The organism is Nostoc sp. FACHB-190, assembly GCF_014696905.1.
In the GTDB taxonomy this organism is placed as follows: Bacteria; Cyanobacteriota; Cyanobacteriia; order Cyanobacteriales; family Nostocaceae; genus Nostoc_B.
Window position 1 is genome coordinate 335,414 of the sequence record NZ_JACJQW010000001.1, and the last position, 12,174, is coordinate 347,587.

A 12,174-nucleotide genomic window follows, 5' to 3' on the forward strand; every position below is an offset into this window, starting at 1 on the left:
AGTCCTAAATTCTTTTGCCGCAGCCAATAATTTTCCGAGCTATTGGGGGATGAACATAATATTCAAGTATGTAAGCAAAAATTAGAGGTATTATTACTGATAAACTTATTTTTATACTTAAATGAAGTGATAGGAAGTTGACTGCATACATAACTGGCGTATGTATAATATAAAGTGCATACGAAATTTGCCCAATGAATAAACTAAATTCTTGATTAATATGTATTGATATCAGTTTGTTTTTATGCAATGACAAGATAAAAATAATCAAAAATGGCAAGATAGCATAAATTATTTTAGATATTAATAGAGATTGGCTGTGGAAATTAAAGATTAAGATTACACTATAAACCGTTATCCATAGAAACCATTTCCATTTTATTCCTTTATTGGCTTCGGGAAACGTTTTTTCTTGATTAATCAAATAAATAAAAAGTGGAATAATTGTACAACTCACTATAAAATGTTTTGCTGCTAAAAAATATTCATCTGAAAAGTTCAATCTCGAAGTCATTGGTAGAAGTCCAATCCAAACGGAAGATTGGATTAAATTAAATTTTATGTATTTGGAGATATCTACTAAATAATATCCTAACAGCCAAATACTTGAATAGGCAAACATAATAGTCAAATGCCCAAACAGTCCTGATAATGGAAATAACCACTGAATAATAATAGTAAAAATGCTGATTATAAACCACATTAATAATAACTTCTGCTGATGCTTTCCTATTGTGATGGCGTAAATCAAATAGAAGAAAACCTCGAAAGAAAGACTCCATAAAGGCATATTCGCCCATATTGTTGGACAAATGTATCCTTGGAGGGTTTGTAAAAATAGTAAATTTCCTATGACAATTGATAAACTCGGTACATTTCTAGCAATCAGTGTAATTAGAATGGTTAAAATTATAGCCACAACATACAATGGAAGAATTCGAGCAACTCTTTTTTGGATAAATTCCAGCTTGCTTTTAGGTTTTGCATCCATTGATAGCCGAATTACTGTTCCACTGAGAAGGAAGAAAACTATCACTGCTTCAGTTCCCCAATTGACTAGCATTGTAGCTTTCCCCAAAACTTCTCTAAATCCATTGATATAAAGGGTTATATGTCCACTAAAAACTACCAGTGCTGCTATTCCCCTTATTAATTCTAAATATACATTTCTCATATAAATATGGTTATTTATTTCATTTTATGGAACATAATAATAAATGAAACCCAAACATAACTTAGTATATATTCCCAGATGTGATTGGTTTTTAAATTTTCATAATTAATTTCATTTTTCTTGTTTAGCTATTGTTTGTCGATAAAGAAGATATGCGCTCCTAACCAACCAGGAGCAGCAATAGATTTGATTATTTCTACCAATAGGTGAAGAGACTTATTAAAAGTAGTGCCAAAACCATGAAAAAGCATCGCCCATAAGGCAGTAATACCACGCCGGTGGTCTAGAACTTTATATTGTGGATTCCAATATGTCATAAGATAAGTTTCTATCTATATTTTAGCTAAGAAAGGTGTGACAAAATCGACCTTGAGGCGTGGCACTGCCAAGAAATTGGAATTACTCACTGCTGGGTAAGTTTCACGAATGGTATGAAGACTAAGATAGCCTTGCTCATCAAACTCATAAAAAACGTAATCATAGTCTTGCTTAACTTTAGATAGCAGTTCAGATGCTTTGTAACCCCAAGGCTCACAAGAAACATCAATTGCTTCTAAAATTAATAAAGGTTGGAAACGTTTTATTGTGTGGCTAGCTCCTTCGAGAAAAAGCATTTCTGCACCTTCCACATCAACCTTCATGATGTCAATTTTTTCTATTCCTTGTTTTTCTACATAGGTATCTAATCTTTTTGTCTCTACCTTAATTGCTTTGAGTTTGCCTCTACTAGATAATGAAGGTTTTAAACTGCCAACAGTCATGACTCCACTCACGGGAATATGAAACTCTGTTGTGCCGTCTGAGTTACTTAAAGCTAGTTGCTCAACTACAACATTGTCAATTTTATTTAACCAAAGATGCTGCTTGATTCGACGATAGTGAGATGGTGTTGGTTCAAATGTATAAACCTGACCTGTAGGTGATATTTGTTTACCTGCTATTACTGAATAAATTCCGTGATAAGCACCTATATCAAAGACAACCATTCCTGGTAAAAGGAACTTATTCAGGAAGCGTAGCTCACGCACATCCCAACCCCAAAGCTCAAAGTTAAATAATCCTTTTTCTGAATTGAAAAAGGGCATAACTTTAGACCAGAAAATTGGTATTGATTTTGCTTGGTCAGTAGACAAATGGTACTTCACTGGGAAGTACGGCAGTTTAGACATAGCAAAACGAACTTTACAACTATATTTTTGTACTAAATCCATAATGATTATTTACACCTTACGCTGGCTAGTAATTTTTTGGATGTCTGTTAAATTATGGAAATTATTTAACATACGTAAAATATTGCGACATACGGCTTCAAGAGTAAAAAAATCTGCATAAATTTCTGCTATGCGTTGCTGTTTTCTGGAGATATCTTCCTGAGAATAGGCTTGTACTAATTCAGGTATTTTATCGATGTCTTTAATATTTACACTAATCCCAATTTCTGACCAATCTAATATATCTTGATAGGGCAACCATTCTATATCATCCCATATATAAATGGGAATCGAACCGACACTAATTGCTTCATACAAGCGAAAACTAGTTTTTCCCAAACCGCGTGGGCATAGGGTAAATATTGATTTTTCCATGATGCTGCGCCAATTAGCACCCTGCCCAAAGTAAGCAAAATCTTTCAGAGCTTCATACATTTGCTGCCGCACATTGCCAGCATTACTTGCTCCACCTAACCTGCCCATAAAAGAAACCAATATTTCTTTAGTATCACACTTAAATGAAGGGCTTCCTTTTAACAAGGGAATAGGAATATCTCCACCACCACCAGCACTAAAGACTAATACATTTTTGGGGAATTTATGCCAGTCCCAAATGGGAAAATCGTACATCCCTAAAACGGTAAAATACATTTTATCGGGATGTATAGATTCTTTTAAAACTTGTAGTATTTGAGTATAAATATACTCAAACTGTTTAGGAGTATATTTATGTACTTGACTATGAAGGAAAAAACTATCAAACAAAATCGGTAAATAAATACAGTGGCTATGTATATTATTATTAATCCAGTATTTGTAAAAGAAGTCTTCTATCCAAGGGCCTTGGTAGCCTTGATATTTATAAGGTGGTTCTTGTAGGTAAGGGGGTACTCTAACAATTGATTTATAATTATCCTCAGACAGTAACTTATTAAGCTGCTGAAGTCGCCAATTATTGATAAAACGCTGTAAACTAAATGCGAGCAAACGTAATCTCGATTTTACTGGCTGACGTGATAATTTTTGCTTAAATTCCTCTGAGTATTTAATTAAACTTTCTTGGTTCATAACTTAATCAATATAACTAGTAAATAAATTATTTAAAAGCAAGATTAATCAATAATAAAAACTTTTGTTTCTCTATGTCCCAGTTATAAATTTCTCTTCCTGAGTTCCAAGCTTCAGCACAAGCTAGTTTCAATTTAACTGGGTTAGAAAACCACTGATCCAAAGCGATGGCTATGGCGGCTGGTTCATGAATATTTACTAATAAAGCTGTTTCTTTTAATTCTTCATAAATTTCTTCTTGGGCAGGTGTTTTGCTCATAAGTATGGGTAAACCTGCCAAAAGATATGTAAAAATTTTGTTTGTCAAACATATAGCTCGATTGAAGGGTTGATTTAATTCTAAACATAAGCCCAGGTCATGAAGGGCAGCTAGGCGCACCATTTCTGATGGGGGTGCAGGCGGAAGCAAATGGAGGCGATCGCCAATACCCACCTTTTGCGCTAATTCCTTTAGCTGTTGTGCGTATCCAGCAGCCACAAGACCACGCAGATGCAGATGTACAGGGGTCTGCATTTGCCCCATTGCCTGGATAATTGATTCCAGTCCCCTACCAGGGCCAATAGTTTGGGAAAACCAGTAAAGCGAGGGTTGTGAGGTTTGGGGTTTACAGGGTGATGTCGGTGCTTCTGACAAGGGACATACATTGAGAATTGGCTGCATATTTACCCCATAGCGTTCGGCATAAGCAGCAGCAATTCCTGGTGAAGCAGCAGTTAAGTGATGACAACGGGGTAAAAAAGTGCGTTCAATGCGATCGCGCACCGCAATTTCCGCCTGATACTCTGGTGTATCAGGTAACTCACCCACATGAAAATCCTCAGCATCAAAACCCAATCGCGCATGGTGATATTGAGCAGCTATGGCAGCTGCGGGGAGTGCTGCTAAATTATGAGCTATGTAAAGGTCGGCTGGTTCAGCCGCCGCCGCTTTAGCAAGTTGAAAACTGACCGTACTATGCGCCCAAATAGCGATCGATATGTCAGGAATCCAGCCAGTTTTTGTCACACGACGGGCTAAAGTTTGCCATAGCCTACGCGCTAAGTAACTCGGTCTAGAACCTAATCCTACCTGCACCCAAGCCCAAGGAGCTTGTGACAAAATAGTTTGGTCTAAGGGGCGAATCGCTGCCATATAATCTCCAGCAACCACCCTGACTTGAAAGCCAGCTTCATGCAAAGCATTCGCCTCTTTCACCAATCGTGGGTTAGAAGCAACGTGACCAGGACTAACTAGACATATCCGTTGCTGTTTCATAGGGTGTAGCCAGCAGCCTTGAGTCCATCCAACATCTTTTCAATCAAAGTGCGGCGATAATCAGACCACTGCCAACTAGCAGCAGTCTCTAGCGCCGCTTTTCGCATAGCTTTGAGTTCCTGTCTATGGGTTAAACACCAGTCCAAAGCCTCAGCTAAAGCATCAGCATCTCCGGCGGGAATAATCAAGCCGTTAACACCATGTTTTACCAAATCAGCCGCACCAGCCCGGTTGGTAGTAATCACTGGTAAACCCTGAGCAAATGCTTCAGTCACAACCATGCCAAAGCCGTCACATAAAGTCGGAAATACCAGCACATCAGCTTGGCGATAGAGTTCATAAAGCTCAGAACGGGGGACAGTTCCAGAAATTTTGATTTCTTTTGGTAAGTCCTGAACCAAAGAACTGGGTAATTCCAAAGCACCAAACACATCCAGACGGGCTTGAGAATTTGGTTGCAGTTTTTTCCAAGCTTTTAATAGGTAGTGAGCGCCTTTGCGAATACTGAAAGTTCCAGCCCAGAAAAATCGCAGAGGCTCTGCTGCCGAACTACCCTCAGATACCTCGGTAGTAATGGGCGGTGCGCCATAAGGTACAACTCGAACTTTTTCTACATCCAAACCAGCCGCCGCATAGGAAGCCTTAGTAAATTCGGAATTAGCAATCACAACATCAGCTAAATTCCATTCTTGCCTGCGCCATTGAGTGCGACGCTCTTGAAGGGTCAGAACATATTTCCAGTAAGAAGTATTCAGTTCTGGATAATTTTCAATTTCTTCATTGAGAAGATGAGTGACAAAATCATGTTCTGGCGCAGGTACATCATAAATACACGCTATGTTATGTTTTTTGGCAGCTTGAAAGGTTTCCACACAAGCTGTCTCGTAACTATACACAGCTTTAGCACCTGCTAAAGCAGAACGCGCCACCCATTGGTCAAAACCCTTGTTTCCCCAATGGAATACCACATCTGTGAGTCTTTTATCTTTATCTAAGCGACCTACTAACAGACGAAAGACCTCATGCCAGGGATAATCTCTGACTAGAGATAAAGGAAATTCCGTAACAGAACGGCGTGATAGCTGTTTACTTAAATCAACTTTTAATAACTTTGCTACTGAATTAAGATAATTTAACCATTGAGCATCCGGTTTATAAACAATTGTGGTGGTAAATCGGTTTAGAAGGTTTGTTTCAAACAACGCTCTACCGACCTGTTGGACAAAAGGAGTAGGAGCAGGATGTGAAAGGGTGACTGATTGAGAATATTTAGTTTTCAGCATATATTTTAGATAAAACTCATATATAATTTTTTCAAAGAAAGTATATAAAAAATTGAATTATTTATTCTAAGGATTAAAAATAATTCTCTGTTTTAATTTCGAGAGTTTCCAACCAAGACCAGCTTTGGCATAACCATATTTATAAACTTGCTGTTGCACTTTTTTTGCCAATTTCCAGCCTAAAAAACCAGACATTAATTTAAACATTGGCCCACCTGAAGGTGTTAAATCAGAACCACCCAAATGTTGAACCTTGGCTGCTGCTTTATCTTGTAGGTCTGGTACATCAGGATACACCTCATAAATAAAGCGTTGAAAAACAGTAGCACAAGCATGGCGTGTACGTGGACTGTCTTCTTTTAACAAAAGATTATTAGTCCCAAGTTCTAGAGCTAAAAAAGCAGATTCCCATGCTTTGCGAGATTTAGAACCACTTAGACTGCTTGTATTTCCCGACCGATAATAAGTTTTGGCTCCTGGACAGAACTTAACTCCTTGACTAGCTAGCAAAATGCGACTGAAATAATCAAAATCGTTGATGAGAGATAACTTTTCATTCCATAACCCTGCTTGTTCGGCAATTTTACGTGGAACTAACCAAGCAGCACCGTGCATCATGTAATGTCCTTCCCAGGCGCAAATTAGCCAGTCTACAGGTGACATATCTACCCAAAGAGGTTGAGGAATAAATAAAGCTTCTTCCGGGGATTTGTAAAACCTTGCCCATTCTCCCGATGCGACAAACTCAGAATTACTATCACCTAAAAGCTGTATTTGACGCTCAATTTTGTCAGGTGCTAGCAAGTCATCAGCATCTAAATATTCGATAAATTCTCCTTGAGCCTCTTGAAAAGCCCGATTTTCTGAGGCGCTTTGTCCGGAATTTTCTTGACTAATGACTTTGACCTTAGATGAAGCAAAACTTTTAGCCACTGCTAAGGTATTATCCTTCGAGCCATCATCTACAACAATAATTTCTATGTTTTGCCATGTCTGCTGTAAGGCAGATTCTAGAGTTTCTGCTAGCCATTTTTCAACATTGAAAGCAGGTATTAAGATTGAAACTAAAGGTTTATTTTCCATAAATAATTATAAATATTTTGCCTTGAGGCGTTCATATAAACAGTTTTTGTCATAATTAGCATTTTTATCCAACTTATTTTGCCGCCATATTTCATTCCAGAGATGAACCGCGTAACTATTTGAAGTAATCTTACCTGGGTTAGTTTCGGGATAAATAATGGGCCTAATTAAATCTTTAACTGCTTTAACTGCTTTTTTCATTGTCATTTTTTCAGTAGAGTAAACTATTTTATTGACGGCTCTCCATGTGATTGGACAAAATGCTTCGTGAGAAACCAAATGTTTTTTATAATCCAGTTCACTTACAAGTTTTTGTAATAGCAATGGGCCAATATCACCATAAGCTATGTTTCCCAAATCTTTCTGCTGACTAATTTCACAAAGACTATTAGCTAAATAATCATTTTCGGGAAGCTTTAACACACAAGTATTAGCCACAGTTCCCCATTTACCTTCATAACTAGAAGAGATTACTGAGTCTGATTCAAAATCAAATGGCTTGAGACAAATTACATCAGTATCTACCCACCAACCACCTCTTTTCCTTAAAAGGTGATATCTAAAGAGGTCAGCAAATCCCGCATAACTTCCTTTTCCCCATCCTGATTGATATGTAAAAATCATTTCAGATGGTAAAATTTCATTGCCATCCTTAATTACTGTATCTTTAGGAATATTTTGAACATCATTGTAGATATATAAGTGATATTCATGACCAGACTTTATAAAGGAGGCGATAGATAGTTGCTCCATAGTAGAAAGCTCTCCACCTATCCATAAGCCTTGGATGATTTTGTTACTTTTTTGCATGATTTATATTTCTTGATTTAGTATTGTATGTTTGGAACTACTCTTTAATGTGTTAAGAATATTTTATGGAAGCTATTCTTCCAGCCATAGCGGAAATACCAAGGCTTTGAGTCTGAAACATAGTGATGTAACACAGCTTTAGGCTCAATCACTTCCTCTCGACTAGGCATAACAATGTAATCTTCAGATGGTGCAATTGCACAAGCTTTACCAGCCATCAGCATAGCGACAAGTGCTTGTTCTTGATAGTAGTGAGTACCTTGTTGCTCAATCATTGTTTTGCACCAGTATTCCAGTTTTTCCCAATCAATATCTTCGCTTTTTAACCCACAGATTCCTACATTTAACCGCTCAGATATTTTTGCTTGTGCTAGGGAAGTCATTAAAGCGTCAGAATAACCATAGCAAGTTTCTACATCCACCATGTGGCAAGGCTGTTGAGGAGATTTGAGCCAGTTTAATAGAAAATCTGGTGTACGGAAAAATAACATATCTGAGTCAAGTACCAGTTTCCAACCTGTAGAACCCACATGAATATCTGTCACTTTCCGCATATTTGGATAATTTAGGCGGCGTTCTCTCAGATAAGGAAATTTATTTTCAGGTAGGTATTGATTGATGTATTCTTCAATTTCTGGCTTGAGAATGATTTTCGCATTGGGGAAAATCCTGATGATTTCGTCTTGATAGTTTTTTTCTAAAGAGCCATCATCATAAATAATTGGACGTAAGGTCAGGTTGGTATTTTGTGCCATAGAGTAAGCACAAAAGCAGGTTTGATACCAAAACTTTCGCCCAGTCAAAAAATAGATGTCCAGTGGCGGTTGTGAATTTTGTGTCTTAATTGGAGGTAAACCATAAGCAGCCTTTTCCATCTGTAGGCTTGACAAATGATCTACTGCCATATTCAATGCACCTCTGTGCATGGTTTTCTGCACAAATCCCTTGGGAGCATAATATAATTTATAGGCGATCGCTCCTAACCGCCATGTTTTGGCAAACTGGCGCAAGTTGTTACCGAGTCTACTATAAATTAGCATTTAATCCCCAAGTAAAATTTATCTATCAAATGATTTAATTGCTTAATACAGTCAAGAACTTTAGGTTTGATGACCTTACTGACTTGATAAAGTGCTTAAACCTTCAAAAATTCCACAAGCACCTTGCCAACTGACGTAATTAGCAGGACTTTTCCAAGGTTGATAGCTCAAAAATGCCTTTAGCTTTCTTGGTACAACAGTCCAACTGGGTATTTTCTGCCAAGGACGAATGTTATGAGCATCTAAAACCTGAACCCAAGAGCGTGATGAAGCACGGTTGAGACGCGCCAGATAATCTTTGCTTAAACGATTTGCAGATATTAAATGAGTCAGTTGCAATTGCGGAAAGTAACCAACTCCCCAACCAGCTTCTAATATAGTCAAGTTAATATCATTATCTTCGCCGGAAATTAACTGTTTACCTGTTCGTCCTAATGCCAATCTAGAACTATCTTGAGAAACATTTTGTGCATAAACTTGAGCCGCTTTTCGTCGCAATACTAACCCAGCACCAATAGGTGCAAATGGTGGATATTGAGCAGACGAGCAATCTGTTTTCTTCGCAAAATAAATCAATGGTTCATCCCCAAGATTCCGCAGTGCTAAACAAACTGAGAATTGGTTAATCCAAGATTCTGGTTCAATTTCAAACTCAGGTAATGATTTACCTCCAATTGCGCCTAAATGAGGGTTTCCCTGTACAATCTCAGATGTATTTTTCAGGTAATTGGCATCTAGAACATTGTCATCATCTACAAAAACCAAAATTTCGTTACTTGCTTCTTTAAAAGCTCTTAGTCTAGCTGCTGTTAACCCAAGATTATCTTCTCTAATGTGCCTAGCGTTTGGATGCCAAGTGATATCTATTTCTTTTGCTAAAGTGCGATCGCTAGCATTATCTATTAGTAGAAATTCCCATTCTGTCATGGGTAATGTTTGAATTTTTAAGGAGTTTATTACTCTATCAAGATAATCTTTGCGAGGATTATGGGTACAAATTATTAAACTAATTCGATTATTCATGAGATGTATACTTGATACTGACAACAATTTCTTATGCACATTAATTACCAAGTTTACTTAGAGATTTTTGAGATATAGGAGACTCCCAGTTATAATATGCTATTAAAGCCCCAAATCCTAAACCATCAAAACTAGACGTAGTAAAGGCTATTGCAGCAGTATCAGCACCTATAAGCGAAAAAAGCATACGAGATATAGGAGCAATTATTATGGTTATTAATATAATTTCTTTTAAATATTTTCTATTAGCAAATAATATAATAAAAGGCCAAATAAGATAGAATTGCATCTCCACAGCTAATGTCCAGAAATGTGAAGCATATCCAATCCAGCCATGTAGTGAAACATAAATGTTAGACAAATAGGTAAGATGCCAAAATAAATGTTGCCTAATATTATCAATATTAAAAACTGTTACAACAACAATAGTTATATAGTAAATCGGTATAATACGTAATACTCGACGCAAATAGAATTTTTTGATTATAAGCCAGTAATTTTTATTTTCTAATTCAATTTGATTTTTATAACGTAATAAAATACTAGTTACTAAAAAACCACTTAGAACCAGGAAAAGTCTAACTCCTATTCCTCCCCAGGGAAAAAGGTAATAAAAAAAGTTATTTTCTGGAACATAGTGAGCAATCATTATAAAAAAAACAGCAAATACTCTTAAAGCATCCAACTGTGGCATATATGATAATTCACTAATATGAGATGTATTAATCTTGTTGGTTTTCATAATTATAAATTTTATGTATTTGGTTTTTCAGCAACAACTACATAGTTTTTGCAATATCCAGAAGCTACATTTTTATGCTTGGTATCTAACCACGAAAATATGAATGATAAAATTTTAAATAATGGTCTAGAAAATAAGACAACGCTAGTTCCAATTAGACCAGAAAAACCACCGCCGTAAAATTTTGGATTAGTGGGAAGAGATTTAGATGCTGTTTCTAATTGATAAGCTAAGGTTCCATAATACCCTTCAAGTCGCTCTATCCTTTTTACTTTAAAACCAATTTTTTCAAATAAATATTTATGACCAAATTGGGTATATCTATAAAAATCATATGGAATAGCATGTTCTTCATAAAAGAAAGGTGCTGACAGCCATAGTTGACCATCGGGTTTTAAAACTCTATATAACTCTTTTAAAGTAGCTTCTGGTTCCGGTACATGTTCTATAACCTGATTGCAAATCACTAAATCATACTTATTGTTATCAACAGGTATAGATGTTAAATCACATACATAATCTATTGCTCCATATTCTGTATCAAGTTGACAAAAATCTGCTGCTTCATACTTAACATGAGAAAATAAATTTTTATATGGGCAGTTACCAGCACCAGCATCAAGGACTATTGCTCTACTTGGAAGAGATTCAGCTGCTTCTTTAACAAACTTTTCCAAATAAAATCTAGAAGAATTTAATTCAATGAGTTTTTTTGAAAACATAAGTAATATTATTTGTTTTAAATTTTATTAACTAATTTAACGTTCTGATAATTTTTTCTCTAACCCAAGTTACTTTTTCTTTTTTAACTTTAGCTGGTACACCTGCTGCTATACAGTTTTCAGGAATATTTTTAGTAACAATAGCTCCCGCAGCAATAATACTATTACTACCTATGTTGCTTCCCTTAAGCACCTGGGCATTAGTACCAATCCACACATGATTATTTATATTTATATTTTCAGCATAATTGATGCGCTGGTTTGATTCTAAATCTATGATTGAGTGAGAATCTCCACTTCTGATTACAATACCGTAAGCCAACATACAGTTTTCACCGATATTAATCTGAGAATTGGCTTCAGTTACACATATTTTGACTTCTTTTTCAAAACTTGTTCCACGACCGATTTTTAATAAACCATCATTATCTTCCATCCATAAATAGCTCCCTTGGATGTGGCAATAATCTTCTATAATTAATTGATGGCAACTTCCATGAATTTCAATTTTTGAATTTAACAGTTTAACTCCTTGCTTTATTATTATGTTGTTTTCATTACCATAAATTTTAATAACTACATTTTTCAGTTTGGGAAAAGTACCTTGTGTATCAATATGAATTTTGTTAGATGAACCAATAATACTTTTCTTATTCTGATTTAAAATACAAACAAAAAAAAAGAATAATTTTCTTAAGTAAGGTAGACTTTTGAGATTTTTGAAAATTTGAGGCATGGAATATCCTAGTTTTTTTACTAATTA

At 36.0% G+C, this 12,174-nt stretch carries 12 protein-coding genes; all 12 read right to left on the reverse strand.

All coding sequences use genetic code 11. The annotated features are described in order from the left end of the window. Positions 1 to 4: 4 nt before the first annotated feature. The 12 genes from H6G28_RS01595 to H6G28_RS01650 all read right to left on the reverse strand — a co-directional run bounded on the left by H6G28_RS01595 (position 5) and on the right by H6G28_RS01650 (position 12,147). Positions 5 to 1,174 (reverse strand): acyltransferase family protein, encoded by a 1,170-nt coding sequence (locus tag H6G28_RS01595; RefSeq protein ID WP_190668447.1) that lies wholly within the window; start codon positions 1,172 to 1,174, stop codon positions 5 to 7. Positions 1,175 to 1,506: 332 nt separating this feature from the next. Beyond that, complete coding sequence (locus H6G28_RS01600; protein ID WP_190668450.1) at positions 1,507 to 2,385, reverse strand: FkbM family methyltransferase; 879 nt, start codon at positions 2,383 to 2,385, stop codon at positions 1,507 to 1,509. 9 nt (positions 2,386 to 2,394) lie between these two features. Next, a complete protein-coding gene (locus tag H6G28_RS01605; protein WP_190668453.1) occupies positions 2,395 to 3,453 on the reverse strand; it encodes an exostosin domain-containing protein in 1,059 nt (352 codons plus the stop codon). Positions 3,454 to 3,481: 28 nt separating this feature from the next. Then, the gene (locus tag H6G28_RS01610) at positions 3,482 to 4,708 is read right to left on the reverse strand and encodes a glycosyltransferase (RefSeq protein WP_190668456.1); all 1,227 of its coding nucleotides are present in this window, start codon (positions 4,706 to 4,708) and stop codon (positions 3,482 to 3,484) included. Then, a complete protein-coding gene (locus H6G28_RS01615) occupies positions 4,705 to 5,991 on the reverse strand; it encodes a glycosyltransferase family 4 protein (protein WP_190668459.1) in 1,287 nt (428 codons plus the stop codon). The genes H6G28_RS01610 and H6G28_RS01615 overlap by 4 nt, the downstream gene beginning before the upstream one ends. Positions 5,992 to 6,057: 66 nt before the next feature. After that, on the reverse strand, positions 6,058 to 7,074 hold the full coding sequence (locus H6G28_RS01620; protein WP_190668461.1) for a glycosyltransferase family 2 protein: 1,017 nt from the start codon (positions 7,072 to 7,074) through the stop codon (positions 6,058 to 6,060). 6 nt (positions 7,075 to 7,080) lie between these two features. After that, positions 7,081 to 7,884, reverse strand: coding sequence for a glycosyltransferase (locus H6G28_RS01625; RefSeq protein WP_190668464.1), 804 nt, complete (start codon positions 7,882 to 7,884; stop codon positions 7,081 to 7,083). 44 nt (positions 7,885 to 7,928) lie between these two features. Further along, positions 7,929 to 8,924: a glycosyl transferase gene (locus H6G28_RS01630; RefSeq protein ID WP_190668466.1), complete on the reverse strand. Its 996-nt coding sequence runs from the start codon at positions 8,922 to 8,924 to the stop codon at positions 7,929 to 7,931. A 75-nt stretch (positions 8,925 to 8,999) separates the two neighbouring features. After that, positions 9,000 to 9,947, reverse strand: a complete 948-nt coding sequence (locus tag H6G28_RS01635; protein ID WP_190668468.1) for a glycosyltransferase — start codon at positions 9,945 to 9,947, stop codon at positions 9,000 to 9,002. A 40-nt stretch (positions 9,948 to 9,987) separates the two neighbouring features. Further along, a complete protein-coding gene (locus tag H6G28_RS01640) occupies positions 9,988 to 10,689 on the reverse strand; it encodes an acyltransferase family protein (protein ID WP_190668472.1) in 702 nt (233 codons plus the stop codon). Between the two features lie 11 nt (positions 10,690 to 10,700). Beyond that, entirely contained in the window at positions 10,701 to 11,411 is a 711-nt protein-coding gene (locus H6G28_RS01645; RefSeq protein WP_190668475.1) for a class I SAM-dependent methyltransferase, read from the reverse strand. 31 nt (positions 11,412 to 11,442) lie between these two features. Beyond that, complete coding sequence (locus tag H6G28_RS01650) at positions 11,443 to 12,147, reverse strand: acyltransferase (RefSeq protein WP_190668478.1); 705 nt, start codon at positions 12,145 to 12,147, stop codon at positions 11,443 to 11,445. Between the last annotated feature and the right edge of the window lie 27 nt (positions 12,148 to 12,174).

Coding starts and splice junctions, on each gene's coding strand:
- H6G28_RS01620 (WP_190668461.1), bottom strand. CDS start 7,074: ATGGAAAATAAACCTTTAGTTTCAATCTTAATACCTGCTTTCAATGTT.
- H6G28_RS01610 (WP_190668456.1), bottom strand. CDS start 4,708: ATGAAACAGCAACGGATATGTCTAGTTAGTCCTGGTCACGTTGCTTCT.
- H6G28_RS01640 (WP_190668472.1), bottom strand. CDS start 10,689: ATGAAAACCAACAAGATTAATACATCTCATATTAGTGAATTATCATAT.
- H6G28_RS01615 (WP_190668459.1), bottom strand. CDS start 5,991: ATGCTGAAAACTAAATATTCTCAATCAGTCACCCTTTCACATCCTGCT.
- H6G28_RS01635 (WP_190668468.1), bottom strand. CDS start 9,947: ATGAATAATCGAATTAGTTTAATAATTTGTACCCATAATCCTCGCAAA.
- H6G28_RS01600 (WP_190668450.1), bottom strand. CDS start 2,385: ATGGATTTAGTACAAAAATATAGTTGTAAAGTTCGTTTTGCTATGTCT.
- H6G28_RS01645 (WP_190668475.1), bottom strand. CDS start 11,411: ATGTTTTCAAAAAAACTCATTGAATTAAATTCTTCTAGATTTTATTTG.
- H6G28_RS01630 (WP_190668466.1), bottom strand. CDS start 8,924: ATGCTAATTTATAGTAGACTCGGTAACAACTTGCGCCAGTTTGCCAAA.
- H6G28_RS01650 (WP_190668478.1), bottom strand. CDS start 12,147: ATGCCTCAAATTTTCAAAAATCTCAAAAGTCTACCTTACTTAAGAAAA.
- H6G28_RS01605 (WP_190668453.1), bottom strand. CDS start 3,453: ATGAACCAAGAAAGTTTAATTAAATACTCAGAGGAATTTAAGCAAAAA.
- H6G28_RS01625 (WP_190668464.1), bottom strand. CDS start 7,884: ATGCAAAAAAGTAACAAAATCATCCAAGGCTTATGGATAGGTGGAGAG.
- H6G28_RS01595 (WP_190668447.1), bottom strand. CDS start 1,174: ATGAGAAATGTATATTTAGAATTAATAAGGGGAATAGCAGCACTGGTA.